The sequence below is a fragment of the Actinomycetota bacterium genome (genome assembly GCA_030650795.1).
Taxonomy (GTDB): domain Bacteria; phylum Actinomycetota; class Actinomycetes; order S36-B12; family S36-B12; genus UBA11398.
The window spans coordinates 382,250-409,204 of the sequence record JAUSDJ010000017.1 but is presented as its reverse complement, the minus strand read 5'-3'; the positions used below and the strand labels follow the sequence as shown (position 1 = coordinate 409,204).

Annotated in this window: 31 protein-coding genes; 24 read left to right on the top strand and 7 right to left on the bottom strand. The window is 59.2% G+C overall.

What is annotated here, in order from left to right:
* The first annotated feature begins 72 nt into the window (after window positions 1–72).
* The 19 genes from Q7L55_05800 (at window position 73) to Q7L55_05710 (ending at window position 17,056) form a co-directional block, all read left to right on the top strand.
* A complete protein-coding gene (locus Q7L55_05800) occupies window positions 73–1,236 on the top strand; it encodes a PilT/PilU family type 4a pilus ATPase (protein ID MDO8732072.1) in 1,164 nt (387 codons plus the stop codon).
* On the top strand, window positions 1,229–2,908 hold the full coding sequence (locus Q7L55_05795; protein ID MDO8732071.1) for an ATPase, T2SS/T4P/T4SS family: 1,680 nt from the start codon (window positions 1,229–1,231) through the stop codon (window positions 2,906–2,908). The genes Q7L55_05800 and Q7L55_05795 overlap by 8 nt, the downstream gene beginning before the upstream one ends.
* Before the next feature lie 27 nt (window positions 2,909–2,935).
* Window positions 2,936–4,231: a type IV pilus twitching motility protein PilT gene (locus tag Q7L55_05790; protein MDO8732070.1), complete on the top strand. Its 1,296-nt coding sequence runs from the start codon at window positions 2,936–2,938 to the stop codon at window positions 4,229–4,231.
* Window positions 4,218–5,438, top strand: coding sequence for a type II secretion system F family protein (locus tag Q7L55_05785; protein ID MDO8732069.1), 1,221 nt, complete (start codon window positions 4,218–4,220; stop codon window positions 5,436–5,438). The genes Q7L55_05790 and Q7L55_05785 overlap by 14 nt, the downstream gene beginning before the upstream one ends.
* A 92-nt stretch (window positions 5,439–5,530) precedes the next feature.
* Window positions 5,531–5,986 carry a prepilin-type N-terminal cleavage/methylation domain-containing protein gene (locus tag Q7L55_05780; GenBank protein ID MDO8732068.1) on the top strand — a complete coding sequence of 152 codons (456 nt, stop codon included), beginning with the start codon at window positions 5,531–5,533 and terminating at the stop codon, window positions 5,984–5,986.
* Window positions 5,987–6,141: 155 nt separating this feature from the next.
* On the top strand, window positions 6,142–6,606 hold the full coding sequence (locus Q7L55_05775) for a hypothetical protein (GenBank protein ID MDO8732067.1): 465 nt from the start codon (window positions 6,142–6,144) through the stop codon (window positions 6,604–6,606).
* On the top strand, window positions 6,606–7,733 hold the full coding sequence (locus Q7L55_05770) for a hypothetical protein (GenBank protein ID MDO8732066.1): 1,128 nt from the start codon (window positions 6,606–6,608) through the stop codon (window positions 7,731–7,733). Before Q7L55_05775 ends, Q7L55_05770 begins: the two co-directional genes overlap by 1 nt.
* Window positions 7,730–8,446: a hypothetical protein gene (locus Q7L55_05765; protein ID MDO8732065.1), complete on the top strand. Its 717-nt coding sequence runs from the start codon at window positions 7,730–7,732 to the stop codon at window positions 8,444–8,446. The genes Q7L55_05770 and Q7L55_05765 overlap by 4 nt, the downstream gene beginning before the upstream one ends.
* Before the next feature lie 30 nt (window positions 8,447–8,476).
* A complete protein-coding gene (locus Q7L55_05760; protein MDO8732064.1) occupies window positions 8,477–9,565 on the top strand; it encodes a hypothetical protein in 1,089 nt (362 codons plus the stop codon).
* The gene (locus tag Q7L55_05755) at window positions 9,516–10,361 is read left to right on the top strand and encodes a prepilin peptidase (GenBank protein MDO8732063.1); all 846 of its coding nucleotides are present in this window, start codon (window positions 9,516–9,518) and stop codon (window positions 10,359–10,361) included. The genes Q7L55_05760 and Q7L55_05755 overlap by 50 nt, the downstream gene beginning before the upstream one ends.
* Before the next feature lie 40 nt (window positions 10,362–10,401).
* Window positions 10,402–10,836 carry a hypothetical protein gene (locus Q7L55_05750; GenBank protein ID MDO8732062.1) on the top strand — a complete coding sequence of 145 codons (435 nt, stop codon included), beginning with the start codon at window positions 10,402–10,404 and terminating at the stop codon, window positions 10,834–10,836.
* A complete protein-coding gene (locus Q7L55_05745) occupies window positions 10,829–11,206 on the top strand; it encodes a hypothetical protein (GenBank protein MDO8732061.1) in 378 nt (125 codons plus the stop codon). Before Q7L55_05750 ends, Q7L55_05745 begins: the two co-directional genes overlap by 8 nt.
* Window positions 11,203–12,744 (top strand): AAA family ATPase, encoded by a 1,542-nt coding sequence (locus tag Q7L55_05740; protein MDO8732060.1) that lies wholly within the window; start codon window positions 11,203–11,205, stop codon window positions 12,742–12,744. The genes Q7L55_05745 and Q7L55_05740 overlap by 4 nt, the downstream gene beginning before the upstream one ends.
* A 25-nt stretch (window positions 12,745–12,769) precedes the next feature.
* Window positions 12,770–13,162: a hypothetical protein gene (locus Q7L55_05735; protein ID MDO8732059.1), complete on the top strand. Its 393-nt coding sequence runs from the start codon at window positions 12,770–12,772 to the stop codon at window positions 13,160–13,162.
* Window positions 13,163–13,196: 34 nt separating this feature from the next.
* Window positions 13,197–13,376: a hypothetical protein gene (locus Q7L55_05730; protein MDO8732058.1), complete on the top strand. Its 180-nt coding sequence runs from the start codon at window positions 13,197–13,199 to the stop codon at window positions 13,374–13,376.
* Window positions 13,377–13,756: 380 nt separating this feature from the next.
* Window positions 13,757–14,695 (top strand): diacylglycerol kinase family protein, encoded by a 939-nt coding sequence (locus tag Q7L55_05725; GenBank protein MDO8732057.1) that lies wholly within the window; start codon window positions 13,757–13,759, stop codon window positions 14,693–14,695.
* Window positions 14,692–15,522 carry a DUF1206 domain-containing protein gene (locus tag Q7L55_05720; GenBank protein MDO8732056.1) on the top strand — a complete coding sequence of 277 codons (831 nt, stop codon included), beginning with the start codon at window positions 14,692–14,694 and terminating at the stop codon, window positions 15,520–15,522. Before Q7L55_05725 ends, Q7L55_05720 begins: the two co-directional genes overlap by 4 nt.
* A complete protein-coding gene (locus tag Q7L55_05715; protein MDO8732055.1) occupies window positions 15,519–16,226 on the top strand; it encodes a phosphatase PAP2 family protein in 708 nt (235 codons plus the stop codon). Before Q7L55_05720 ends, Q7L55_05715 begins: the two co-directional genes overlap by 4 nt.
* Complete coding sequence (locus Q7L55_05710; protein ID MDO8732054.1) at window positions 16,223–17,056, top strand: phosphatase PAP2 family protein; 834 nt, start codon at window positions 16,223–16,225, stop codon at window positions 17,054–17,056. Before Q7L55_05715 ends, Q7L55_05710 begins: the two co-directional genes overlap by 4 nt.
* A 6-nt stretch (window positions 17,057–17,062) precedes the next feature.
* Here Q7L55_05710 and Q7L55_05705 read toward each other — a convergent pair whose 3' ends face one another.
* Window positions 17,063–18,652, bottom strand: coding sequence for a phospholipase (locus Q7L55_05705; protein ID MDO8732053.1), 1,590 nt, complete (start codon window positions 18,650–18,652; stop codon window positions 17,063–17,065).
* 229 nt (window positions 18,653–18,881) lie between these two features.
* Here Q7L55_05705 and Q7L55_05700 point away from each other — a divergent pair, with 229 nt between their 5' ends.
* Window positions 18,882–19,073 carry a CsbD family protein gene (locus tag Q7L55_05700; protein MDO8732052.1) on the top strand — a complete coding sequence of 64 codons (192 nt, stop codon included), beginning with the start codon at window positions 18,882–18,884 and terminating at the stop codon, window positions 19,071–19,073.
* 10 nt (window positions 19,074–19,083) lie between these two features.
* On the opposite strand, the gene Q7L55_05695 is transcribed toward Q7L55_05700, so the two are convergent.
* The 6 genes from Q7L55_05695 to valS all read right to left on the bottom strand — a co-directional run bounded on the left by Q7L55_05695 (window position 19,084) and on the right by valS (window position 23,352).
* A complete protein-coding gene (locus Q7L55_05695; protein ID MDO8732051.1) occupies window positions 19,084–19,221 on the bottom strand; it encodes a hypothetical protein in 138 nt (45 codons plus the stop codon).
* Entirely contained in the window at window positions 19,214–19,414 is a 201-nt protein-coding gene (locus Q7L55_05690) for a hypothetical protein (GenBank protein MDO8732050.1), read from the bottom strand. Before Q7L55_05690 ends, Q7L55_05695 begins: the two co-directional genes overlap by 8 nt.
* Window positions 19,407–19,916: a hypothetical protein gene (locus tag Q7L55_05685; protein ID MDO8732049.1), complete on the bottom strand. Its 510-nt coding sequence runs from the start codon at window positions 19,914–19,916 to the stop codon at window positions 19,407–19,409. The genes Q7L55_05690 and Q7L55_05685 overlap by 8 nt, the downstream gene beginning before the upstream one ends.
* Window positions 19,917–20,086: 170 nt before the next feature.
* On the bottom strand, window positions 20,087–20,386 hold the full coding sequence (locus tag Q7L55_05680; GenBank protein ID MDO8732048.1) for a hypothetical protein: 300 nt from the start codon (window positions 20,384–20,386) through the stop codon (window positions 20,087–20,089).
* Between the two features lie 126 nt (window positions 20,387–20,512).
* Window positions 20,513–20,665 (bottom strand): DUF1328 domain-containing protein, encoded by a 153-nt coding sequence (locus Q7L55_05675; GenBank protein ID MDO8732047.1) that lies wholly within the window; start codon window positions 20,663–20,665, stop codon window positions 20,513–20,515.
* Between the two features lie 125 nt (window positions 20,666–20,790).
* On the bottom strand, window positions 20,791–23,352 hold the full coding sequence (valS, locus tag Q7L55_05670; protein MDO8732046.1) for a valine--tRNA ligase: 2,562 nt from the start codon (window positions 23,350–23,352) through the stop codon (window positions 20,791–20,793).
* 47 nt (window positions 23,353–23,399) lie between these two features.
* On the opposite strand from valS, the gene Q7L55_05665 reads away from it, so the two are divergent.
* The 4 genes from Q7L55_05665 to Q7L55_05650 are packed head-to-tail and all read left to right on the top strand — an operon-like array spanning window position 23,400 to window position 26,912.
* Window positions 23,400–24,770: a folylpolyglutamate synthase/dihydrofolate synthase family protein gene (locus tag Q7L55_05665; protein ID MDO8732045.1), complete on the top strand. Its 1,371-nt coding sequence runs from the start codon at window positions 23,400–23,402 to the stop codon at window positions 24,768–24,770.
* A complete protein-coding gene (locus Q7L55_05660) occupies window positions 24,767–25,114 on the top strand; it encodes a DUF4233 domain-containing protein (protein ID MDO8732044.1) in 348 nt (115 codons plus the stop codon). Before Q7L55_05665 ends, Q7L55_05660 begins: the two co-directional genes overlap by 4 nt.
* Before the next feature lie 29 nt (window positions 25,115–25,143).
* Window positions 25,144–25,551: a nucleoside-diphosphate kinase gene (ndk, locus tag Q7L55_05655; protein ID MDO8732043.1), complete on the top strand. Its 408-nt coding sequence runs from the start codon at window positions 25,144–25,146 to the stop codon at window positions 25,549–25,551.
* 2 nt (window positions 25,552–25,553) lie between these two features.
* Entirely contained in the window at window positions 25,554–26,912 is a 1,359-nt protein-coding gene (locus Q7L55_05650; protein MDO8732042.1) for an alpha/beta-hydrolase family protein, read from the top strand.
* Window positions 26,913–26,955 lie beyond the last annotated feature (43 nt).

Sequence of the window (26,955 nt, the reverse complement as noted above, 5' to 3'; positions counted from 1 at the left end):
GGTCGATACTTCTCGTGTCGGTATTTCCGCGCGGTCGGGCTAGCGCTGCGAAGTTGATCCGAAACCACTGGTATGGCTCTACTGGTTTCGCAATTCGACGGTGCCGCTCCACTTGAGGCCGGGGCGAGCGCAGTCGAGGGTGACTTGGCGACTACGCCTGTTGAACTCGAGCAGATACTCACGGCGGCAGTGGCGCTTGGCGCTTCCGATGTGCATGTCCGAGCCGGAGCCCCACCGCTCCTGCGTGTCTCAGGTCAGTTGTTCCCTCTCGATCTGCCCGATCTCACCGAGCAGGATGCTTCAGCACTCGTCGGGCAGGCGATGACGAGTGGAGCCGATCAGGCGGCGTTCATTCGCGACCACGAGTGCGATTTCGCCCTTGTCTCGAACTCGGCAGCCCGATTTCGCGTGAATGCCTACCGTGCTCGCGGGGCAGATGCGATGGTCCTGAGACTTGTCCGGGAGCAGGTTCCCAGTCTGGTGGAGCTGGGACTCCCGAATGTGACAGGCACCCTCGCGCGCGCCACTGCGGGGTTGGTGTTGGTCTGCGGACCGACGGGCTCGGGCAAGTCCACCACTCTGGCCGCTCTCGTGGACCTCATCAATGAGGAGCGTCGCTGTCACATCCTCACCATCGAGGATCCGATTGAGTTCATTCATCGGAACAAGTTGGCCACGATCAGCCAGCGCGAACTTCATACCGACACTTTCGACTTTGCGCAGGCACTGAGATCCGGTCTTCGCCAAGATCCCGACGTCATCCTGATCGGTGAGATCAGGGACGTCGAGACCATGCGTACGGCCTTGCAGGCAGCCGAGACAGGACATCTGGTGCTCGCCAGCCTCCACGCAAAGTCGGTCGTCGATGCCGTTCATCGCATCGTCGACATGTTTCCGGCAGACGAGCAGCGCCAGGCGCGAGCCTCGGTTGCCGAGTCCCTGCAAGGGATCCTCTGCCAGCAACTGGTGGCGTCTGCGCGTGGAGATGGGCGCGTGCTCATATGCGAGGTTGCCGTGGCGACTCCACGGGTAAAGGAGGCTGTGGCCGACTCCACGAAGACAGCGCTGCTGGGCGAGATCATCACCGATGGTGAGTACTACGGCATGCGTTCTTTCGAGCAGGATGCCGTCCGACTCGTACTCGCAGGCGACGTGTCTCTTCGCGAGGCCGAGACGGTGGCATCGAATGTGACGGATCTCCTTGTGGCGCTGAGACGGGCGGGATTCCGTGAATAGTTCTTCAGGCTCTGTCGCCGAAATCCTGGTGATGAGTGGCCTCATCACGAGAGAGCAGAAGGCGGCCGCGGAAGCGGTCGCGACTTCGCGGGGCGAGCCTGTGCTCAATATCTTGGTGCAGCAGGGAAGTATCACAAAGAAGGACATCGTGCGCGCGACAGTGCAAGCCGCTGGACTGGAGTTTATCGACATCATGAGCCTGAAGGTGGATGAGTCGGCGGTGCACCTGCTCACGGGTGATCAGGCACGCAGGTACCAGGTGATCCCCGTCGCATTCGAGGCACAGACCCTTGTCGTAGTCGCCGATTCGCAGACGGCGGCCAATTGGCAGATCGGTGAGGATCTGGAGACGATCACCCATCATTCTGTGCGATTCGCCTGTGCAATGAAGGCTGAGATCGCTATTCGCATCAATCAGTTGTACCGCGCAGAGTATGAACTCGGCGAACTCGTGCGTGACATGCTCGTCGACGAGAAGCTCATCGACATCCAGGCACCAGTGGTGTCGACGTCTGATGCTCCGCTGGTGCGCTATGTCAATCTGCTGCTGAATCAGGCGATCTCCGACAAGGCCTCCGATATCCACGTTGAGCCCAGCGAGGACTACATCCGAATCCGATTCAGGATCGATGGCGTGCTCAAAGAGCAGGCGCCGGCACCCAAGGAGATGCAGTCGGCCTTGATCTCGCGACTGAAGATCATGGCTGAAATGAACATCGCCGAACGCCGAGTACCGCAAGATGGACGACTGTCATTGATCTGGCAAGGCAAGAAGGTCGATCTGCGGGTCAACTGCTTGCCGACTGTGTGGGGCGAGAAGATCGTGATGCGCATTCTGGACAATTCCTCTGCCCAGATGACGTTATCGGATCTCGGCTTCTCTGCGCCGAACCTGAGTCATTGGCGGGACTCCTTCGAGCGACCCAATGGCATGCTGATTGTCAGTGGCCCGACCGGATCAGGAAAGTCCACGACCTTGTACGCGACTCTGAACACTGTCACAAAGCCTGAGATCAACATCGTGACGGTCGAGGATCCCGTCGAGTACCGCATCCCGGGCATCAACCAGATTCAGACGAATGCCAAGGCAGGGCTCACCTTCGCCTCAGCTCTGCGCTCGATTCTGCGTGCCGATCCTGATGTCATCCTGATCGGTGAGATTCGCGACTATGAGACCGCCCAGATCGCGGTGGAATCAGCGCTCACCGGTCATTTGGTTCTGACCACGCTGCATACCAACAATGCACCGAGTGTGATCACGCGGCTCATCGAAATGGGGATCGAGCCATTCCTGGTGAGCTCGGCACTCGCTTGCGCCACAAGTCAACGCCTGGCCCGGCGACTGTGCCCTGACTGCAAGCGTCGCGTGAACAAGAGCGTTGCTGAATTGGCGGTGGTGCACTTTGAGTATCAGCCGGATCTGGATCCCACCTTCTACGAGCCGAAAGGCTGCTCGAGCTGCGCGAACACCGGCTACCGAGGGCGCATGGGCCTGCATGAAGTGATGCCAATGTCTGAGGACATCGGCCGACTCGCATTCGGCCGGGCCACTTCCGATGAAGTAAGTCGGGTGGCGATCGATGCCGGCATGCGCACCCTTCGACAAGACGGCTGGCTGAAGGTCTCACAGGGGCTGACCACGATCAGCGAAGTCCTGCGCGTGATCGCCTAGTCGTGGTCACTCTTGAAAGGGCCGCCGATGAATGACGAGGATTTCAACTTGCCGGTCTCGGCCAAGCCAGTCGAGCTGGTCTTGCCCACTGTGCCGCCGATCGGTCTCATGTCACCTGGCGGCCATGCGTCTGCACCCAAAGCCGCAGCAAGATCGACGGTTGTCGCACCTGCCCTGCCGCCGGCGCCCGGTGATATCGGGATCGTGGCGCGTCCCCGCGAAGAGCGATCGGGGTTGATGGGCGGCTTCGTCCTTGATGAGCTGCTCGTTCAACTATTGGAAAGTGGTGGCTCCGATCTGCACCTCAGCGTGGGCTCACCTCCGCTGATTCGTGTGAACGGCGATCTGCAACCGGTAGTGGGATATCAGCCGTTCTCTGGCCAGGAGATCAAGGCGGCGCTCTACGCGGTGCTGACCGACCGTCAGAAGCAGGTCTTTGAGGAGAACAAGGAACTCGACTTAGCCTATGCGCTGCCCGGTGCCGCACGCTTTCGCGTGAACCTGTTGCAGCAGCAAGGCTTCATGGGGGCAGTCCTCCGTGCCATTCCCTGGGAGATCAAGTCCTTGGAGGCCTTGGACATGCCGGCAGAACTAGGCGAGCTGTGCAAGCTTGCGCGCGGCCTGGTGCTTGTGACCGGCCCGACCGGTTCGGGGAAGTCCACCACTTTGGCAGCAATGGTTGATCGGGTGAATCGCACGCGCAAGGGGCACATCATCACGATCGAGGATCCCGTCGAATTCGTCCACAAGCACCGATCCTGCGTCGTCAATCAGCGCGAAGTGGGCACCGACACCTGGTCTTTTGCCAATGCGCTCAAGCACGCGCTTCGTCAGGATCCGGATGTGATCCTGGTTGGTGAGATGCGTGATCTGGAGACGATCTCGATTGCGTTGACGGCCGCGGAGACAGGCCACCTTGTCTTTGCCACGCTGCATACGAGCTCTGCTGCCAGCACCATCGATCGAATAATCGACGTGTTCCCGGCGGAGCAGCAGGCGCAGATCCGCACGCAGTTGGCCAATTCGATCGAAGCGGTGGTCTGCCAGACCCTGTGTCGAACGGTTGATGCAGCAGGGCGCGTCGCGGCGACCGAGGTCATGATTGCCACGCCGGCGATCCGCAATCTGATCCGCGAGGGCAAGCTGCAGTCGATCCCCTCGGCTCTGCAAACAGGGTCGCGACATGGAATGCACACACTGAATCAGAGCCTCGCTGAATTGGTTAATGCCGGGTCAGTGGAGTACGACGTAGCGCGCGAGAAATGCTCAGACGCCCTTGAACTTGACCAGCTACTGGGAAGAGACACCAATGCCTCAGATTGAGTACCTCGTCAGAGCGCGCGCCCGCAACGGTCGGCTGGTCGAGCAACTGATCAGGGGATCGAGCGAGACCGATGCCATTGCACGCATACGTCAACTCGGGCTGACACCGATAGCGGTCGAGGCCAAGGCAGGCGGCTGGAATCGTGATATCAACCTTCGCAAGCCCAAGGTCAAGGGCAAGGACCTCGCTGTCATGACTCGCCAGTTCGCCACGATGCTCGGTGCGGGCCTGCCGATACTGCGGTGTCTGGCGATCCTGGCCGAGCAGTCTGAGAGCCAACGGCTTCGCGAAGTCCTCCTTCGTGTCCGTGACGATGTCGAACGAGGCGCGGCACTGTCGGAATCCCTTGCGGAATATGAGGAATTCCCACCGATCATGGTCAACATGATTAGAGCAGGCGAAGTCGGTGGCTTCCTGGACGAGACCATGCTGCAGATCGCTGAGTCGATCGAGGCCGATGTGCGTCTGCGTGGTCGAATCAAGGCCGCGTTGACCTATCCAGTCGCAGTAGGGGTCATTGCAGTGATCGTCACCACAGCGATGCTCATCTTCGTGGTTCCGGTCTTCTCCGAAATGTTCAACAACCTCGGCGGACAGCTTCCCGCTCCCACCCAATTTCTGGTGAACCTGTCAAATCTGGTGAAGAATCCGTACTTCCTTTTCCCGATCATCCTCGGAAGCATTCTGCTGGTCTGGTGGTACCACCATGTGAGTCGCGAACCGTGGCTGCGCGCAATTGTTGACCCGATGAAGTTTCGCTTGCCGGTGTTCGGTCACCTCTTCCAAAAGATCGCGCTGGCCCGCTTCAGCCGTAACTTCGCTGCACTGCTGCGCGCAGGAGTCCCGATCCTCGTTGCGCTTGACATCGTTGGTGACACAGCCGGAAACATTGTTATCCGTCGCGCGGTCGATGACGTGAAGGAGAGTGTGCGTCAGGGGTCGAGCATCGCAAAACCACTTGCCGAGCATGGCGTTTTTCCTGACATGGTGGTGCAGATGATGGCAGTGGGCGAAGACACCGGAGCCCTAGATCACATGTTGGGAAAGATCGCCGACTTCTACGACGAGGAGGTTGAGTCGACAACGGAGCAACTGATGGCGCTCATTGAACCCATCATGATCATGATGCTCGGTGCACTTGTCGGAGGGATGATCGTGGCGATGTACCTGCCTATTTTCAATATCTTCGACCTCGTCAAGAAGTGAGGGGCCAACTCCTGCAATCGGTCCGAAACCCTTTGTATCAGCCCATCGGGGGCTGAACCCCGACGAGGGGTAGTTTGATCAGGAGTCATCACATGCTCACTCGCTTAACAAGGATGCGGGACGAACGCGAATCGGGTTTCACCCTGATCGAGCTTCTCGTCGTCGTCATCATCATTGGAATTCTCGCCGCAATTGCGATCCCCGTTTTCTTGAATCAGCGCAACTCGGCGCGTACGGCTTCAGTTGAATCTGACGTGCGCAATGTGGCCACACTGATGGAGACGGCGTACACGCAGAACAGCGCCTACCCTGCCGGTGGAACCAACCTCATCACCACGAACGACGCGAAGATCTCCGTTGGCAATGTGCTGTCGGTTGCTGTTGCGGCCACCGGAAACTCCTTCACCATCGTGGCCTGCAACTCCGAGGCGCTCGCGGACAGCCTGACCTACTACGACTCAGCGGGCGGTGGCTTGATCACTCCGACAGCCGCTGTAGTCGCGGCTGGCTGCCCGGCGGGCACGGCTCCAGCAGCGGACGTCGTCTAGCCGACTCCACCCAGCACGACCCTGACTGTGGGGCCGGGAGCCGAGTCTGGCACCGGCCCCACAGTCATCAGGCAGCCAGATTGCGGCTCGAAGAATTCACGCCTTGTAAACATATTTAAGTTGCCGTGACGCAAAAGCCGTGTCATAGTCTTACTATGACCAGTCAAATGACCGGACAATTCATTCCGGATGCGCTTCCCCTGTCGCAGTTCGGTTCCGAGTTTTCGGGTATTGAACGTGAAGTCGAGATCGGCCTGAGATTGGCTCCTACTCACCAGGCTGCTCGTCTTGCGGCGCGTGGGCTGGCCGTGATTCTTGAGCACTTCCCGTCGGTGCCCACGCGGCTAATCGGGGTGGATGCAGAGGACACCCGTTTGCATCTGACCCTCGCAGTAAGCCTGGGCTCGCTGGTGGACGTCAAGTTGGCCAGTCCACGATCATGCTTGGCTGTGCTGCTGGTTCGGCGGGTCATCGAGGACCTCGCTGCCTACGATCCCTGCTTGGTCGAGATTCCGGACCCCGCGGCACCGATGGCGATGCTGGCGCGAGGCCTCCAAGTGAGTACTGCGCTTGCAGACTCCAGCCTGCCACCGGTGGCCAAGCTTGAGCAGATGGCCTAGTGAAGACCGAACAGAGACCGCCTATTGACGAAGAGCTCATCGTCACTTCCAACCAGCGGCTGGGGCGTCGAGTGCCCGATCTCATAGTCCGCGGCAGGCATGAGCGGGAAATACTGGCGATGGCACCCGCAATGACTTGCGACCGTGTGCACTGGTCCACCGTAGAGCCGTGCGATCTGCCGGCACTCGTGCGCGACCTTGGGGATCAGGTCTGGACGCGCCAGTGGAGTGACGGCCAATACCGGATCTGGGTGCCGGCGGGAATGGGGTATCAGACCCGGGATCGGGTGCGCGACTGGAGCCAGCAGCATGGAGTTGAGATCGTCAATGCCCGGGTAGAGGAGGCAGTGCCGTTCAGGGATCTGGACTCGATTCCCGACGGGCTGATGACGGAGATGCTTGCCGAGTGCACCGCTTGGCTGTTCTCGCGATCGTATGGAATCCGTCGCAAACTCGCAACGGAACTTGACCTCGTCCAAGACGAAGATGTCCGGTCGCTGATGTACCTGTTCATCCATGATCACGCCGATCGCTTCGATGCCGATCGCACAGGACGCAACGGCACCCTCAATTTCACGGCGTTCATGTTCGGCAAAATCCGTACCTGGCCTCAGGATGCAGCCCGAGCGGCCTATGGGCGAACTCTGGTCGGGGATCGCATCGCCTTGCATCGGGCAAACGAGGCGGCGATGACGGCATCCGGTCGTGCCGCGAGTGAAACCGACCGCGCCCTGGCACTTGGGGTGACGGTCACTGAGCTGCGAAGGCGACAGGATGCGATCAGCACGCTCTCGAATCTGCGCAACTATCAGGAAATCATCGTGGGGGAGACCGACATGGATTCGGTCGCCGCCGGCAGACGGGAGGGTTCCTCGGCCGGATCCGATGGACCCGAATCGTATGCCCGGGCTGCAGCAGTCACCCGCGCATTGCTGGATGCCGTCTGTGACGATGACGCCAATTCCCGCCGTGCCCAAGACCCACTGGCATTGACTTGCGCATATATGACTTTCTGGGAGGGATTGAATCGAGCAGAGTTGGCAAGGGCACTCGAAATCCTGCCAAAGACAGCGACAGCGGCACTGAAGCGGGCTCTTGCGCAGATGGACGCGACGGAACTGCTTTGACGAGCATGCCGGCACAGGTGATCCCCTGGACCTACACCGACTCGCCGGGAATCCTGATGTGGAACTGGGTGACAGAGCATTTCGTTGCCCGCATCACAGGTCGAGAGGTTGATCCACAGAGCCCCGGCGAGAAACGAAACATCCGGGCCTATAACTGGGAACTCTGCGACCGAATGCACAGCATTCAAGGCATGCCCCGATTGCTTGTTGAGGGAACCGCTCTTGCCTTCGATGAGGCGGAGAGTCGGATTCGTGAACATGTGGGAAAGTGCTATGACTTCCGGCTCGGATACCTGAAATTCGCTGGCAGTCTTGCCCAGACCTACGCACTGGCCTCGGGCGAAACAGTAGATGTGGGCCCGTACGTCGGGACCCGCTGCTCGGTAACCGTCTTGCAATCCGATCGAACTGAGCGCACCGTGGCCGGGACATTTGCAGTCGATCGTTATCGATGGTTGGTCACCACTCACGATCAGCAGTTGGAGATCATCCCGGAGCATGTCGTGCGGATCACGAACCGATCGGAAGCTGCCGATCGAGCCGCAGCCGTCAATCGCTCCGACACCTATACCGGTATCGGTCGGATGTATCGGGAAGATCCACGCGCTGGGTGTACAGGGCGTCCGGGCTTCACCGTTGGCACCGTCGATCACGCTGGGGCACTGCAGTGCCCCATCCACGAGGTCGGCTTGCAAGAGTCCCCCAGCGCCTGAGCAGTCCGATACTCCCGATGAGGAGGATCGATGCGCGTACACCTTGGCCGGCACAAGCCACCCACGAAAATTGGCCTGCCCTTGGCATCCCATCCGGAGGTCGATCGCGTTTGCGCTGATTCGCGCACCGGTTGCCTTGAGGTGACTGCCTCCCTGTCCGGGTCAATGGCCCGACTCTTCTTCGTGGACGGCCAAGTCTACGCGATAGAACTCATGGGGTACGACGTCCCGGTAGGTCGCCGACTTGTCTCTGCAGGTCTGATCGATGCGCGCCAACTGGCGCAGCTCGAGCACGAGTCCGACCCCGATTCGACTCATGCCAGTCTGGGACGAATGGCCCTGGAGCGTGGGTGGATCACTGCTGACTCCTTGGCCAATATCCATCAAGAGTTCCTGCTCGCTGGGCTTGGAGCGGTACTCGAATGCTCGGAAGTGACGTCACGATTCGTGGACGGAGCCATGACAAATGAGGTGTGCACCATGCCCCTCAACTTCGACGAACTTCAACAAGCCGCCCGAATTCGCCGTCGTCGCATGAGCCAGGAGTGGGAACAGATCGCACCCGCTTCATCAGTGTCTGAAATAACCTGGAATGCAACGGGTGTCCTGCTCCCAACTGGGTTTGAGTTACCAGAATTCGCATCGCTGCTTGCCGCTCTGGCCTTGGAATCAAGCCTTGATAAGGCGGCCAATGCGCTGGGCCTGACTCGAGCCGAGGCAACCCACCTTGTGGTTGGTTTGGTGCACGCCGGAGTCGTGGAGATTGGTGAGGGCACCGGGCTCCCTTGCGAATCCATTTTGGTGCCGGAGGCGTTCGATCAAGTGCCCTTCCATGCCGACATCACGCCTTTGCTCCAGACTCAGCAGTTGGTGCTCGACGAGTTTGAGGAGCCAGAGGAGTCAGCCGAGGAATCTGAACCTCAGAACCTGCCTCCCTCCATCGTCGAGGTTGCTGTGCTGCCTGTTCCCCTCCTTGCAGTTGCGCCAGTCTTGGATGGAGGGGGGGACTTCGCAATCGCAACCTTGCGAGCTGAACTCGTGGCAGCCGAGAGCCAGGCCCGTCAGGTGCGTGAGCGTCTTGAGGCCGCGATCGCTCGAAGAGCCGCACTACGTGAGTGATGTGGCAGCAGCAATCGTCGCCGCGCTCGGTGTCCTGGGGCTGTTGATCGGTTCATTCTTGAACGTGGTGATCGCGCGGGTGCCAGAGCATCGATCGGTCATTCACCCGGCATCAGCATGTCCAGACTGTGGAAGTCAGTTGCGCTGGCGGGACAACATTCCGGTGCTCTCCTGGTTGGTCTTGCGTGGTAGATGTCGTACATGCGGCGGCGTGATTTCGTGGCAGTACCCGCTCGTCGAACTCGCTAATGCAACTCTGTGGGTTGCTCTGGCGTACTGGTCATTGTTTGTGGTGGAGCAGGCATCGCTGCTGCCACTTCTGCTGACTCTTGCCAGTGCCGGTCTGGCCTTGGCAGTGATCGATGCGCGTACCCAGCGCCTGCCCGACGCGATTGTGCTGCCGTTGTATCCCATTGCCGTGGTAGGTCTGGCCGCGAGCCAGCTTGTCACAGGTGTAGGGCACTGGCTACCTGCACTTGGCGGCGCGCTGCTGTGGATTTCGGTGATTGGGGGACTCTGGCTGCTTACTGCCGGACGTGGGATGGGCTTTGGGGACGTCAAACTGGCGCCCATCCTTGGCGCGACTCTTGGCTGGTTGGGGATGGAGTATGCGGCGGTCGGCTTGTTCGCCGGCTTCCTCGTTGGCGCAGTTGTTGGAATCGTCTATCTGATTTCGGGACGTGCTCAGCGGGGCTCGCGTTTGGCGTTCGGGCCATTTCTTCTCATCGGCTCCCTTCTCGGCTTGCTCATTGCAGAGCCGGTTTGGGGAGCCTATTCAGACTTGATGGGCTTGTGATGTCAAAGGGAACCGATACTCATCGTAAGGAGGCAGAACCATGCTGGGCTGGATCAAAAAGGACGCAGAGGGGCTCACGTTTGTCATGCGCTCGGGGACCGGTCGGGTCACTGCGGTCGTTCCAGTCGCTGACAATGACGATACGGAGAAGCGCTCATTTCACACCGTCGAACTTGACGTTGATCGCCCGCCGGGTCATTCGCGATCCATTCGGTTGAGCGCGCAAGCCCGTGTGTGTGAGGGCGACGAACTCCACCACAAGGCGGTGGCTTGCCAAGCTCGCGACTGTGCGGTCTCCTGGTCGATCGCCTGGCATCGCCATTCTGGAGTTCCCGACGATGTGCCCGTCACATCACTTGATCTGCAGCACGAAACCCAAGCCTGGTTGGCCGAACTAGACGACTTTGTCGATGGTGAACTCGCAGAGTCCGACTGGCATTCGGATCAGTCACAACCGAGGAGTGCTCATGAGTGATCAACCCATCGAAGGCTCGTGCTCCGTATTCGGCAAGGTCGATCAGACCGAAATGGCTGACCGGCTTACCCACTCGCCAATCGACGACGCAGACATTGGCCTCCTCTCCGATCGTGACGAGCATGGGGATCTGCAAGTTTCGCAGGCGCTCATTGAAGGAATCCGGATCTTTTCTGGTGAGACTGGATCTCCCACCGGGGCTGCGGGATTGGAAGCCGAGGATCAGCAGGAATCACCGGTATCCGCCGAGGAATTGAGTGACTCCGTCTTCAGAGTTGAGCAAGAACACAAGCGTGCTTTTCTCCTGTACGGGCCGGCCGGACTCAGTCCAGCCAACTTGATTGCGGAACGGAGGGGGTCCCAGAAATGAGCGTTGAACCGCAGGAGAGCGGCACGCAGATCATCGTCGTCGGGGAACCGCAGTTGTATTCTCTGCTCGGTGCATCTGGTGCATCGTGGCGATTGGAAGAACGTCAGGAATCAATTGAGGCGATGTGGGCAGCGCTGGCTGCTGGCCGCATCAGTTCGCGTGCTCGAGTGCTGGTGTTCTCGGATTCCCTGGCCGTCGGTCAGGCTCATGAGGCGCGTGAGATTGCCCAAACGGCGCAAGCAATTGTGACGATGGCTGATGCTGGTGCGCGAGTCTTCGTGGCATCTGCACATCAGCGCACCCGGGATGCACTTTGGGCGCAAGTTGAGGCCTATGCGATATCGCAGGAGCTTGATCCCAATCAGATAGTTGTGCATTTCCTTGACCTTCATTTTGGAGGGAGGGCGGTACTGCAAGGCATTGCCCAGTACACCGAAGACTTAGTGAAGTTTCCCGAGCCGCTCCCAGCTGACATCGATGTCATCCTGGGAATGCGGGGCGATGATGCCAATGCAGTAAGAAATGGAACTCTTGCCCTTCGAATGCCGGCCCTGCCGTTCATTGGTGGGATCGGAGAGCCACAATCAGAAGATTCCTTGACGCCAGAGGTTCCTGCTGCCGCTTCGATGGAACTGCTCAATCGTGCCAAGCCGCCCGGTCAGACCACGATCACCGTCACTTCCAGTAAAGGCGGCTCAGGCAAATCCACCGCCTCCATCATGCTCGCCGCTGCGATCGCCCGCGCGTCTAAGCAGGCGGGCGCTCCCTTGTCCGTGTGCATTGTGGATCTGGACACTCGTGACGGTCAGGTTGCATCGCTGATTGGCCGGTTCATGCCGACAGCATTGAACATCAGGGTGCAACCGGTATGGGACGAAGAGTGCATCCGGAGCAGCCTTGTCAAGGCTGAGACCTTGGACGTGTACTGCCTCTTGGCGCCAATCCGTCCTCGTACAGCAGATGCGGTCGGACCTGATTTCTACCGGGCGATCGTCAGAAGTCTCCAGCGAATGTTCGATGTCATTGTCATTGACACCAGCGTTCTGTACCTGGAACCCCTTATTGCAAGTGTGGCATTGGTGGAAGCAGATGAGATCCTGTTCGTCACCAACTTGGCTTCCACAGCAATCCAAGGCATGGCTCGCGCTTTGCGCGAAATCACGTCTCCACTGGAGGAGTCCGGATTAGGCATCTCCCGAGAGAAGTTGGGAATTGTCGTCAATCAATCTGCGGCAAATGTTGGTATGGAGCAGGAACAAGTCCTTGCAGCCGGGCTGGGCATGCCAGTTGTTGGCGTTATTCCGCTTGCGACTCGTGATGTCTTGACAGCTACGAACCTCAATCGTATGCATGAATTGCTCGACCATCCCAATGTCGGTCCGGCATATTATGAACTTGCCCATGCATGCCTTGCCGATCGACCTTTGGCGGATTGGGCAAGCAATGCGGCTCCTGAGGACTCGGTTCAACACCTACAACTCGCTACCGAAGGCTTTGATCCTGAGACTGAGCGTCGTCGTATGAGCTTCCAGCGCTAACACGATAAGAATCTGGAGGGAATAGGTGTCCGAGTACTCAGATGCGGCTTTCGCAATGTTTGGGTTGCAGCAGCCGCTGACACTTGCCGAGATTGCCGAGATTGCCCCTGAACTCCGGTTTCGCATGGCAGGTTCGCAGATTCCGCATTGGTTTGCCGCAGCTGCCGATGGGGATTCGACTCTTCCCGAGATTGCTCCAGAGTTGCAAGCGCTGTTGGCCGGGAAAGATGTGACAGGTGCACTCGACGGCGTCGACCTCGTCAGGCTTTTTGCCCCTGAACTCCAGGTACTCACTGGGCCGAATGGTGGCGCAGGGGCCGAGAAGATCCCTGCAGGGGAATCCGCGCAAGTTTCTGAGCAGCCAACCGGTGCCGTGCAAATCGGGCTTCTTCTGGAATTGTCCGATCTCGACGACTGAATCTACGGAAGCCGGTCACATGCAGTTTCACCGCATGGATGACATGACATCCTCAGACTTCGAAATCCTGCGCGAAGTCCACGAGAATAATCTGCAAAAGCTGCCTGACCTGTTGTTGAGCATGCTTGATCTTCTCGGCGGTGATGAGACCTATCCAGGTGATCGCAAGGTGCACCGAGTACTGAACAAGGCCTGGTCACCACCGACTGGCTAGTTCCATCGTCGTAGCTGCCCGCTCGCGGGACTTGGCGAGCATGGCCACCTTCGATTCGATGTCGCAAGCTCGAGAAATTCATCGAGATCCCCCCCAACGGCCTTGAGTTCGTCTTGCGACACAAACGCGATGCTCACAGTGGAGACACGGGTTCGACAGGGGCGAATACTTGCTAGCAAATCGAACAAAGGAACGCCGATGACGCTCTACATGCAGTGCGAATGTAGCCATTCAATGACAGCGGACTCAGAAGCAGCACTGGTGACAAGCGTCGTCTCACACGTGCAGCAGACTCATCCCGCGCAGATGCATCGGATCTACCGCGATTGCCTGAATCAGTTGTATCGAGACAGAACGCTCACGAGCAGGTACGTCGCCTGATGTCCTCGCACAATCCGAAGACCCCTACCAGCGAGCTTCCCAAGGTCGCCGTCATTGCGCACAGCGGCAAGACGCTCGGAGGCGGTCTGACAGAGCTTCGACAAGTTCTTGCCGACTCTGGCTTTCCTGAGCCGCTGTGGCTGGAAGTCGCCAAGAGCAAGTACGCGCCGGCGATGGCCCGTAAGGCCATGGCTGCGGGTGTCGACATTGTTTTCGTCTGGGGTGGCGATGGCTCAGTGCAGAAATGCGTGGACGTCCTGGCCAAAGAGGATGTTCTGCTGGCGATTCTGCCAGCGGGCACTGGCAACCTGTTGGCCCGCAATCTCAATATCCCCCAGGACATCAAGGCGGCAGTTGAGATCGGCTTGCATGGCGATCGCAGAAGTATCGACACCGGCACCATCAATGGAGAGCATTTCTCCATCATGGCTGGCGCGGGGATGGACGCATTGACTATGGAAGACGCCGACAAAGGCTTGAAGGACAGGTTCGGACGTGCTGCTTATCTGTGGACCGGTGCCCGACAGCTTGCTGCGACGCCGATTCGCTGCAGGGTCTGGGTTGAGGGTCGCAAGTTCTACAAGGGCAAGGTCACGTGCGTTCTGATTGGCAATCTGAGTCAGATCATGGGCAGCATTGAGGTGTTCGAAGGCTCTCGTCCAGATGATGGCATTCTGGAGATCGGCGTGATGAGCGCGAAAAGCCGCACCCAATGGCTGCGTACCATCAGTCGAGTCGTCGTGGGTCGCGCTGAGAATTCTCCCTTCATCGACACCACGCGAGGCACCAGGTTCAAAGTTCGCTTTGATCACAAGGTGGTCTATGAACTGGACGGAAGTGTTCGCAAGCCAACCAAGCAACTGGACATCAGGATCCATCCCAAGTCCATCACCATCTGCGTTCCCTTTGAGACGAGCGAGAAGCAGACGAACCGATGACTTCCACCTCCGGCAACTCAGGGGTCGTTGACGCTGCTGCCTCCACCGCAGCCAGCAGCCCCATGGGCTGGATCGCTCGGGTGGGTCTGACCGCCCGGGCATTGATCTATCTGGTCATGGGCTGGCTGGCCATTGTCGTCGCACTCGGCGGGGGAGCCAAAGTCGATCAACGTGGCGCGTTGACCAAGATCCTGAGCCAACCCCTGGGCACTCTGCTTGTCGCGCTGATGCTGCTGGGCTTCGTCGCCTATGCGCTGTGGCGATTCAGCGAAGCGGCATTCGGCGTTGACGGCGATACGAGCATTGCGACCCGTGGGAAGTCTCTCCTGCGCGCGATTGCCTACACCATCATCGCCATTGGCACCCTCCTGGTGTTGCAAGGGGCGCGCCAGCCACAAGCCAAAGACCAGGCGAAGTTGGCAAAAGCCGCTCTGGAAGCGCCAGCAGGTCAATGGATCCTTGGATTGGTGGGAGCGGGCGTCGCGATTGCCGGCCTCATCATGATCGTCGAGGGCTTCACCACTGCGTTCCTGAAGTACTTCGACTACCTCCCGCCGGCCAGACGCAGAGCCGTCGTCAACCTTGGGCGGGTCGGCACGATCGCGCGAGGCGCTGTCTTCCTGATTGCGGGCGTTCTGGTGATCCTCGGTGCAATGTCACACGACCCATCGCGAGCCGGCGGCATCAACGAAGTCGTGCAGACCACACTCGACCTGCCCATGGGGCCCGCACTGGTATTCGTGATGGGTGCTGGACTGCTGATCTTCGGCGTATACGGACTGGCCGAGGCCGCCTGGCGCCGAGTGCCGAATGGAGATGCAGCATGACACCGACCCAATATCCAAAGTTGCACTGGCGCCCTGTTGCATTGCGACTGGTTGGTGGTGGGCTGCTGCTTGCCCTGCTCATTTGCATTGTTGGATGGTCGCTGTCGGCTGCTCAGAGTTTGGACTTCTTTGCTCGAGAAGCAAAGGTGAATATCTGGGCCGCTGAGCACCGCACGGATGCCTGGAACAGCCTCACGATGGTCTGGTCGAATCTCGCCGATACCAAGGTGTGCATTGCCGTCCTGCTCGTTGGGATCGTCGTCTTTCGAATCTGGCTTGGACGCTGGCGCGAGTCATGGACTCTCCTGGCGGCCATCGTCGGTGAGCTTTGGGTCTTTCTCATCGTGACCGCTCTCGTGGGTCGCGATCGTCCACCGGTGGAGCCTCTGGATCTCGCGCCGCCCACATCCAGTTTTCCTTCGGGTCACATGGGCGCAGCAATTGCCCTCTACGGGTGCATTGCCATCATCCTTCTGCGTGAGCTTCGGCCTCGTTGGCTGGCGATTGTCTTCGCGGTTGTGCTGTGGACGATCCCGCTGATGGTCGGATTTTCGCGGATCTATCGCGGAATGCACTTTCCCACCGACGTTCTTTTCGGCGCGATCGGTGGGTCGGTTTGGCTGACTATCGCCATCACGACCTTGCTTCCTCGGGAAGTGCGAGTACCGAAGGATGCACCATCCCAGGCCACATCGGTTCCATGAGCCAGCCGACGAATGACACAGACAAGGGCGCGGTGACCCAAGGCGCCGAGAAGTTCGTCGATGCTGTTGCGACGGGGCTGGATCCCACTGCTCCATCGCAACCCGCGTCCTCCGGGGTCGTCGTCGATTTCCCGGAAGTCGTCCCCAACATCGGCATATCGAGTCAAACGCTGCTATTGATTGGCCTGGGGTCAGGAGCGCTCTTCACTGTGCTCGCTATCGCAGTCGGAGCTCATTCGCTTCCAACGATCACCGTGGACGGCGACATCCACCGATGGGTCGTTGCGCATCGCGGAGCCCTCGACGTTGACTTCGCCCGCATGGTCACCTGGGGTGGGGCAACGATCGTCACTATCCCGGCCCTGGCCGTCATTGGAGCCCTGGCCGTCAAGGGCCCCAAGCGTCTGAGTTCTCGCATCGGCAGCGGCGTTCTCTTGGCTGGCGTTGCAAGTGTGGGCATGTACGTGGGGCTGTCGATCAACGCACTCATGGGCGGCCAGCGTCCGGATACGACCGACTGGCTTGGATCCGCTGGCGGCCCGACCTTTCCCTCGGGCCATACCACCTCCGCGACGATCTTCGCCGGAGCCTGCCTTTGGGCAATCGCTCCGCGGCTGAACACCTCCCGAACTAGGGTCCTGGCCTGCAGCGCTGCTGTTGCCTATGCCGTGCTGGTCGGATCCAGTCGCGTCTGGCTTGGCGTGCACTGGCCAAGTGATGTGCTTGGTGGTTGGCTCTTCGGTGTTGCCTGGGTTGCGCTTGCCGAATCGGCCTTGATCTTTGCGCGACAACGCTTCCCTCGACCATCCGTCAAGGGCAGCGTCAAGTAGCTGAGTTCAGAACTCTCGATTGCGGCGCATGCGACGAGTACGTCCGTCGGGGTCATAGACCGTGCGATAGATCGGCTTTGCCCAGACCTGCGTGCGCCGGCGCACATGCCCCTGGTTGAATTCTCGCAATTGTCCTGTGGGTCGAGGACCTTGCTTGCCACCAAGATGCCAGGCATCCAAGGCTGCTGCACTGTCATGAAATGCCTTGAAGAAGGCTCCGGGATCCTGCAGATCCTCCTCATTGAATCCCGCCCCCAGATGCTCCAATGCAAGCGTCAGCCGTAGTACTCTCACGTGTCCGTCACCAGATGCATCCATGAATGCAGCGCTGAGCTCGGAGTCGTTAGTCCACGAACGTCGGTTGGTGTTGTCGGAACCGATGCAGCCCCACACGTCATCAATCAGCACAACTTTGGCATGCACATACACCGGAGTTCCCTTGTCATTCTCCAGGAAATAGATCGCAACGCGATCACCGCCAGCGGCATTCAATACTTCGAGGGCACCTTGCCTGCCAAGTTGATTGGGTGGCATCGACAGGCGCCCATCTTGTTCAGGGTAGCCGGGGATGACAAAGACCATCTGCAGTTCGGGTTCTCGTCGCAGGGCGTCGGCATACACCGAGGCGACCTCATGCGACCACAGGTATTGGTCCTCGACGTACACGAAATCTCTCGCATTGGAGAGCGCTTTGATGTAGCCACGGGCAATGCTGCGTTCGCCTTCTCGTGCGAATGGATAGCCGGGATGGCGAACGGGGTAGGTGCGAAGCATCTGCAAGGCAACAGCGCCTCTTGGCCCGGGATCCGGGCCCTGGGGCGGCAGCGGGGTTGACGTCTTGCTCTCGCGATGCAGCCAAGAAGTGAGCACGTGAAGTGGATGACGCTCGAGTGGACTGGGATCCTCCCAGCGCTCACGAAACACCGTTTCGACATCACCTACGGCAGGCCCGCGTATTGCCATTTGAATGTCGTGCCAAGGCGGCTGGTCTCCGTAGACCTTGGCCATCAGCAATGCCTGTGGATCGCCGGCATGCATTGCGTCATCTCGTCGACCATGACAAAGATCGATGCCGCCGACGAATGCAAGGTCCAACTCTGGTCGGTCCCCGTGGCGCAAGACGACCAGCTTTTGGTGATGGGATCCGAAGGCTGGCACGCGCATGTCCAACAGGACCTTTGCGCCGGCCTCCTCCAAAATCTCGCCAAGCCCACGGTTGTTCTGCGCGCCGAATTGCATGAACGTATGCGAACGCCACAGCAGGCCACGAACATCGACGCCCCTCGCGGCCGCCGCAGCGAACATTGCCCCTACTTCTGCGCCGGCCGAATCCAGATGCTGGTCCGGATCCCCGCGCCAGTCAGTGAACATGAGCCGATCGCCGGCGCGCAGATCTTCCACTGCAGTCAGGAGTTGACGAAAGTAGAGACTGCCGTGCACGAGCGGCTCGATGAAATTTCCAGTTGTCCAACTCAGGCCATCGGAGTGTCGTGAATCAAGGCTGGTGTCAGGATTGCCGCGCTCTGCGGCGGTAAGGAACCAGCGTGCAGGATCAGCGCTGCCCGTCTCAATTGGACTTTGCCAAGTCTGGCTCACGAACGTCCTCCCAACGCATGTATGAAGCGGTGTTCAACGCTAGTCCCATGCCTTCGCTCATACGACGCGCTTATGCGCTGCCCTTCTCGTTCTCGACTATTGCCTACTGGAGTTACCGTGTCACGACGCAAGGGGAAGGTGGGACAGACATGCGACTCGAAGGGGGTCGTTTTGAGGTGCAAGCGCTCGGATACTGAAGAGTCACATTCCTTCGAAGGAGACAGGCATCATGGCTATCAACCCGGATGAAGCAAAGGGTCGCGTCAAGCAAGCCGTTGGCGATCTGACTGACGATGATCAGCTGAAGAATGAAGGCCGCGCAGACAAGGCCGCCGGCAAGGCCAAGGACGCCCTCAAGAGTGCTGAGGATGCGGGGGAAAAGCTCGTCGACAAGGTGCGCGAAGTCGTGCAGGGTAATTGAAGGCAGCAAGTCACTGAGTGTCGTCGTTGTTCACAATCGGAATCTTGGGTGGCGTGGCAGGCTGCTCTTCGCCGAAGTCGGGAATGTCATCTCCGACTTCCTCACCATCTGGTTGCGGATGCTTCTCTGGTGCAGGTTTATCAGGCATGTCGGGCCAACCTCAAGCGTTGAAGGATCGTGGAATGCGGCTTGTGTCGCATGTGCGCCATAGCAATAACTGCCAATCCGATCCCGACAGCCAGCAGCAGCGCGCTTACCAGAATCGGGGGTTCGGCAGCCAGGACTTTTCCGACCACGTGCTCAGAATCGATCTCATTGGCGCTGTCGGCGGTGCTAGTCATGTTGCGCGCCTTTCTCTATCACGGTCTGTGGCGAGTGATCCTGGGAAGCCAGAGCATGTTGAAGTTCGGAGCTGAAGGCATTGATCTGTGGTGCATCGAGGTGAGTGGACAGCATCTCGATGAACTCGTGCTCCCGCTCCAACTCCAAGCGAACCAAGCTGCACAAAGTGTCCATGCGAATCTTCAGATCGACTCGTTGAGAAGGCGAAGTCTGCAGTTCATGGCCGATTGCCGCAATCGCATCTCGGAGTTGGTGGCTGTCTTCGATCTCCGCCACTCCTGAAATTGACTGGACCATCCCGCGATACTCCGCAAGATGTGCCATGTACTTGGCAATACGAGCGCTCACCGCTCGAATCGCACCAGGTTCAGCAATCAGAGGCAGATCGACTGTGAACTTGAGTTCGTCGACTTCCTGTTGCCAGACTGCCAACGGATCCAGATCGGTATCCAAGTCATCACTTCCCCAGAAATCGCTAACGCAGTCTCGCCTGACGTTCATGAAGCAGACGTCTTGCTGTTACTTCCATCGTTGCGCCTATCTCGCCGCAGGCGGGTCAGGGGGAAGCCCCAACTTCATCTCATTTGCGTCGCTGCCACCTTGGGCCAGATATGCCTGTGATGTTGGCAGTTGGGTCACAATTGCCAACACCACTGGCACTCAAGCGGTATTTACAGTGAATACCAGTCAACGGCTGAAGCATCGAATACGAGCAGTCGGCTGCAAACCTGACCGCCGGTACCGTTGTTGATCCATTGGGCCCAACTGAGTCCCCAACCGCCGAAAGCGACGTTGGCCAAGTTGAGAGCCGGATTGAATATGGCGTCGCAGCCTCCCACGGACGGCACGCCAACTTGTTGCAGAACAGCATTCGGAACAGCACTGGCAGGAGAAGTTCCAATGAGTCCGAAGGCTGGGATAGCTGCAAATGCCGCTAGTACGGCAATCTTCTTTACACGAGATGTGGTCATATCTTTGCTCCCTTAATCGCGAGACGTATGAGTTCTGATCGACGTGTGAATTCAGTGCGATCTCTTTGCAGCCTAAGGACGCATCTATGTCGATTCGATAGGCAAAAGCTCCCATTACTGTCGCAATCAAAGTCGCGAACGACTCCTGCCCATGACGAAGCCGACGAGCCCGATGACGAGCACGATGAGGGCGAGAATGAACAGCCATTTCGCAACTGTTGCGAAGCCAAGAATCGCGATGATCACTGCTGCGATGAGAAGAACAATCCATAGAGACATGTCTGACTCCTGTCACGAAAGATGTGCGTGCCGATGCGCGTGAATACCCGAGCCGCTGTGGTTTCAACGGCCTTCTTGAGCGTATAGCTCAATTGCCAGCGCTAGTGTCGTCGCTGTGTCGCAGTTCAGACGCTGATCGGTGCAAGCACCACAGCCACCTCGATGTTCTCGCCAGGGCTGAAAGTGAGCTCGCCGATTGACCCGGCGGCCTTGAAGTCGGCAATGGCACCCTGCAGACGAGCCAATTGTGTTTCCGTCGCTGCGATGTTCGCCGATTCCACAACAGCACGCATGCTGACCTTCGCCTCTGACTTGGCCTTGCGCACTTGCGATAGCGCATTGGCAATCTCGCTGATGAGCGCGGGGTCTGCCCCTCGCGCCAGTGCGGTCAGATCATCAGCATCAGGCCATGTTGATCGATGGACAGATCCTTCCTGCCACCAACTCCACACCTCTTCCGTGACGAAGGGAAGGAATGGTGCGAAAAGCTTGAGAAGCGCATCGAGAGTGACGGCCAGAGTTGCCTTGGCTGAAGCTGCCGCGGCTTCGCCTTGCCCGCCATATGCGCGTTCTTTCACCAACTCGACATAGTCATCTGTGAAGTTCCAGAAGAAGGACTCGGTCAATTCGAGAGCACGCGCGTAGTTGTAGTCCTCGAACGCCGCCGTTGCCTGCTCAACGACTCCAGCCAATTGAGCAAGCAGAGCGCGATCCAAATCGGCGGTGATTGCCTCGTCGTTGAAGCCGGCCTCGAAGCCGAGTACGAACTTGCTTGCGTTGAGAATCTTGATCGCAAGGCGCCGACCGATCTTCATCTGCCCAACGTCGAATGCAGTATCAGTGCCAGGTCGTCCTGATGCTGCCCAGTAGCGCAGTGCATCGGCGCTGTATTCGTCGAGCAGGCTCATCGGCGTCACGACATTGCCCTTGGACTTGCTCATCTTCTTGCGATCTGGGTCCAGGATCCAGCCAGAGATGGCTGCATGCTTGAACGGAAGCCGGTTGTCCTCGAGGTGGCTGCGGACAATCGTGCTGAACAGCCAGGTGCGAATGATCTCGTGCGCTTGCGGGCGCAGATCCATCGGCGAGACGCGGTCCCACAGGTCGGGGTCTCGTTCCCAGCCGCCCGCAATCTGCGGAGTCAGGCTTGAAGTGGCCCAGGTGTCCATCACGTCGGGATCGCCGATGAAGCCACCAGGTTGATCGCGCTGATCATTGGTGAATCCAGCCGGTGGTTCAGTGCTCGGATCCAAGGGCAGCAGATCTTCTGCTGGAATTAGGACCTCGTCGTACTTCGGATTGCCTTCGTCATCAAGGCGGTACCAGAGCGGAATGGGAACGCCGAAGAATCGCTGGCGTGAGATAAGCCAATCGCCGTTGAGCCCCTCAACCCAGTTCTCATACCGGACTGCCATGTTCATCGGATGCCACTGCAGCTCGCTGCCGCGCATGACGAGTTCTTCGCGCAGTTCGGCGTCGCGACCGCCATTGGTGATGTACCACTGACGCGTGGTCACGATCTCCAGTGGCTTGTCGCCCCTTTCAAAGAACTTCACGGGGTGGGTGATCTCGCGCGGCTCGCCAACCAGGTGATCCTGCTCGCGAAGCATCGCGACAACTCGCTCCTTGGCGGTGTGGCTCGTTGCGCCGGCAATCGCGGAGTAGTGCTGCTTGGCCTCGTCGTTCGTGATCCAGTCGGGAATGTCGGCAAGGATGCGGCCGTCCCAGCCGATGATCGGGCGGGTCTGCAGCTGCAGTTCGCGCCACCAGATCACGTCGGTGAGGTCACCGAAGGTGCAGACCATCGCGATGCCGGATCCCTTCTCGGGATCGGCAAGACCATGGGCCAGCACTGGCACATCCACGCCAAAGAGTGGCGTGGTGACTGTGGTGCCAAAGAGTGCTTGGTAGCGCGCATCATCGGGATGAGCAACAAGTGCGACACATGCTGCAAGCAGTTCTGGACGCGTGGTCTCGATGAACACTTTGGTCGTGGGATCGGCAGTAGAGTGAAAGCCGATGCGGTGGTAAGCGCCGGGGCGTTCGCGATCTTCGAGTTCTGCTTGTGCAACTGCGGTGCGGAAGGTGACATCCCAAAGAGTCGGCGCCTCGGCCTGATAGGCCTCGCCGCGCTTCAGATTGCGCAGGAAAGCCAGTTGACTCACGCGCTGAGAATTCGCCCCGATGGTCTGATAGGTCTGTGTCCAGTCGATGGACAGCCCGAGACGACGCCACAGGTGCTCGAAGACCACCTCGTCTTCAACGGTGAGGCGTTCGCAGAGCTCGATGAAGTTGCGTCGGCTGATAGGCAACTGCTGCTTGGCGTCTGGCTCAGCGGGCGCTTGGAAATCAGGGTCGTACGGGAGGCTCGGATCGCAGCGCACGCCATAGAAGTTCTGCACTCGTCTTTCGGTTGGCAGACCATTGTCATCCCAGCCCATGGGATAGAAGACCTCGAAGCCGCGCATGCGCTTGTAGCGAGCTATGCAGTCGGTGTGGGTATACGAGAACACATGGCCCACATGGAGTGAGCCACTGACCGTTGGGGGAGGGGTGTCGATCGAGAAGACCTGATCGCGAGTCTTGCTGCGATCAAAGAGGTAGCTGCCTTGCTGGTCCCAGAAAGCAGCCCATCGGTCCTCAATACCGTCGAGGGTGGGCTTTTCGGGCATAGGTGGGCCAGTCATGGTGGTCCATCTTATTGAGGCTGCGACTCTCCCTAGACTGCTGCGTCGTGGCCCCAACTCCAGCATCGCAGGACGCCGCGATCAACGAGGTCTGGCAGCAACTGCTGAATCGGTGGCCAGAGAGCAAACTTGAGCCTTCGCTCTCGCGGATCGCATCGATCATGACGCTGCTTGGCGATCCACAGTCGGCCTATCCCGTCATTCATGTCACGGGCACCAACGGCAAGACCTCGACTGCTCGGATGATCGAGGTGCTGCTTCGCTCATACGGCTTGAGAACCGGATTGTTCACCTCTCCACATCTGGTGGATCCTCGCGAACGCATCTGCCTTGACGGAGATCCGGTGAGCAAGGAGCGCTTCCTGGATATTTGGCGTGATCTCTCACCGTATGTCGATCTGGTCGACGTGAATTCGAAGGCCGATGGTGGCCCGGCGATGTCATTCTTTGAGGTGATGACGGCAATGGCATTCGCCACCTTTGCCGACGCCCCAGTGGATGTTGCGATCATCGAGGTGGGTATGGGCGGCGCATGGGATGCCACTAATGTGGCGCATGGTCAGGTCGCAGTGATTGGTCCGATCTCACTTGACCATCAGCAGTATTTGGGCGAGACCATCGCAGAGATCGCTGCTGAGAAAGCCGGGATCATCAAGCCCGGCGCATTTGCCGTGATCGCCGCTCAGGATGAAGAGGCCAACGCCGTCATCGCGGAGCGCATTGAAGAAGTCGGGGCGATTGCCATTCGCGAGGGCGTGGAATTCGGGTTGATGGATCGCGTCATCGCGGTCGGTGGGCAGATGCTGAGCCTGCAAGGCATTGGTGGACGCATCGACGAAGTGTTCCTCCCGCTGTTCGGCGAGCACCAGGCTCGCAATGCTGCTCTTGCGTTGGCCGCGGTGGAAGCATTCATGGGGGCCGGCAAGCCACCGGTCGATGATGACGTTATTCGCGCTGGCTTTGATCAAGCTTCCTCACCGGGTCGCTTGGAAATTGTTAGGCGCAGTCCAACTGTCGTGATCGATGCAGCACACAACCCGGCAGGTGCGATTGCTCTGGCCGCTGCGCTTGAAGATTCTTTCGAATTCGGCACCCTTGTTGCCGTCATCGGAGTTCTTGCTGACAAGGATCCCTTGGCTTTCCTCATCGCTCTGGAGCCAATTGTCTCGACGGTGATTGTCACCGAGCCGACCTCGCCGCGTGCGCTTTCAGCCGAGGCGCTCTATGAAGTGGCCGTGCTCGTCTTCGGAGATGATCGCGTGGAACTGAAGCGTTCTGTGCCCGACGCGATCGATGAGGCCGTGACTTTGGCCGAAGCTGATTCCGAATATGGCGGTGGCGGAGTACTCGTCACCGGATCGATCGTACTGGTGGGCGAGGTCAAGCAGATGATGCAGCGCGGCCGGCGGCATCTGTGAAAATCTTGTGCTCGGCCGTGCTCAGTCTTGAAGCGATTGCCGTCTTTCTTGCCATCCCAGTCGTGGCGACCAATGGGTCGGTAGGCAACACCGCACTCGTCCTTGGCTTGGGCTTGGCGCTCACCGTGATGCTCTTCTTGTCCGTCGGCACCCTCCGACGCCGTTGGGGCTTGAGCCTTGGCTGGCTGCTTCAGGTGCCGGTATTGGCCATCGGCTTTCTGGCGCCAGCCATGTTCATTGTTGGCGGCATCTTCGTCGTGCTCTGGTACGTAGCTATCCATCAGGGCAGCCGCGTGGATGCGATCAAGGCCCAGCAGGCAGAGCTACCGCCACCACTAGGCTGACCGTTCCACAGGTGACATAAGGAGCAGGGATGACTGAGCGCACATTGGTAATGATCAAGCCCGACGGGGTTGCCCGTGGACTGGTTGGCGAAGTTCTGGCCCGCATTGAAAGCAAGGGCTTTGTCATTGTCGCTCTTGAGCTGCGCACATTGCCCGCTGCTATCGCCGAAGCACACTATGCCGAGCATGCGGACAAGCCCTTCTTCAAGGATCTGGTGGCGTTCATCACCGGTGGCCCATTGGTTGCAGCAGTGGTCGAAGGCACCAGTGTGATCACCTCTTGGCGTTCGATGATGGGGGCCACGAATCCGGCGAATGCAACCCCCGGCACGATCCGCGGGGATCTGGCTTCAGAGACTCAGCAAAACGTTACCCACGGCTCTGACTCACCAGAGTCGGCCGCCCGAGAAATCGAGCTCTTCTTCCCAGGTTTGTAGTCATGCGCACCTCGACTCTCGGACTTGCTGTTGGCGCAGCATTTGGGGGAGTTGTGGGGATGGCTGCTCGTGGACAGACATTGGTGCCTTGGCCCAAGAAGATCGACCTGGTCTTTGCTCCAGGGCTTGGTGCGCTGGCCGGTGTCGTTGCTGCCGCCAAGACTGATCTCCTCATAGGTGCGATCCGGCATCCCAAGCGCTTGTCCCTTGTGCTCGTTGGGGTAGCGGGTGTAGTTGCGGTGAAGGCGGTCGCCGGTCGATCGATCGCTCGAACGCTACTCTCTGGGCTGGAACAGAACAGTCGTGCATTGGATCCGGGATTCTCGATTCCGCCGACTTCCAGTTTTGTCACGGGTTCGGCCGCCTCGGGCATTGCGCTGGCACCAATGGGTCGCGAGGGAGCTCGGTTCGTGGGCCAAGTCACCACTCCTGAAGATGTCCTTGCTGTGACGGGCGAGGCGATGCTCTTGGACCCGATTCGCGTCTTCATTGGCCTTGAATCTGCCCCGACGATCGCCGATCGCGTGCGCCTGGCGATGAAAGAGTTGCGGCGCACGGGGGCATTCGACCGGAAGTACCTCCTGATCCAATCTCCTGCGGGCACAGGATACGCCAACTCGTCACCAGTAGATGTGCTCGAGATGCTGTCGCGCGGCGATTCAGCGGCGGTGGCCATCGGATACGGACTGCTGCCTTCCTTCCTCTCGGTCGGGAAGGTCAGCGACGCGGCGCAGACACAGCGTGAGCTGCTCGATGCTGTTGTGGCCGAACTGCGTGATCGATCAACTCGACCGATCCTGCTCATGTATGGCGAAAGTCTCGGAGCGCGAGTGCAAGAGGCAGCGGTGCCAAATGGGCTCGATGATCTCGATTCCTATGGCATCGCCCATGCGCTTTGGGTTGGCACTCCGGGAAGCAGAACTGCCGACGAATTCCACGTCCGCTGCGCAAGTTCTTCAGTGACGATGGATCGGGCAGAGCAAGTGCCAGTCGAATTTGCGGCAGATCGACCGCAAGTGTGGTTCTTGGAGCACGACGGGGATCCCGTTGTGAGATTCCGCGGTGATTTGATCGCCGAACGGCCCTTCTGGCTGGATCCACACGCACCGCGAGGTCGCAATATCCCCGAAACCATGACCTGGAAACCTGGCATCACCTGGGCTCAGGTGCTCGTTGACGTGCTCTTCGCGACCAACGTGAAGCCCGGACAATTCGAAAGTATCGGACACGACTACCGGGCTGATCTGGGCGCCGTGACCACGGCGGCCTTTGGCCTGGCGGCCTCCAAAGAGGTGGCCGAGCGGCTGGAAAACCGGCTCCGGGAGCTTGAGTTGGCCAGGGCCGCGCGTATCGCGGGCTGAGGAAGACCCAGCGGGGACGTAAGATGAGGACCCCCGATCAGGA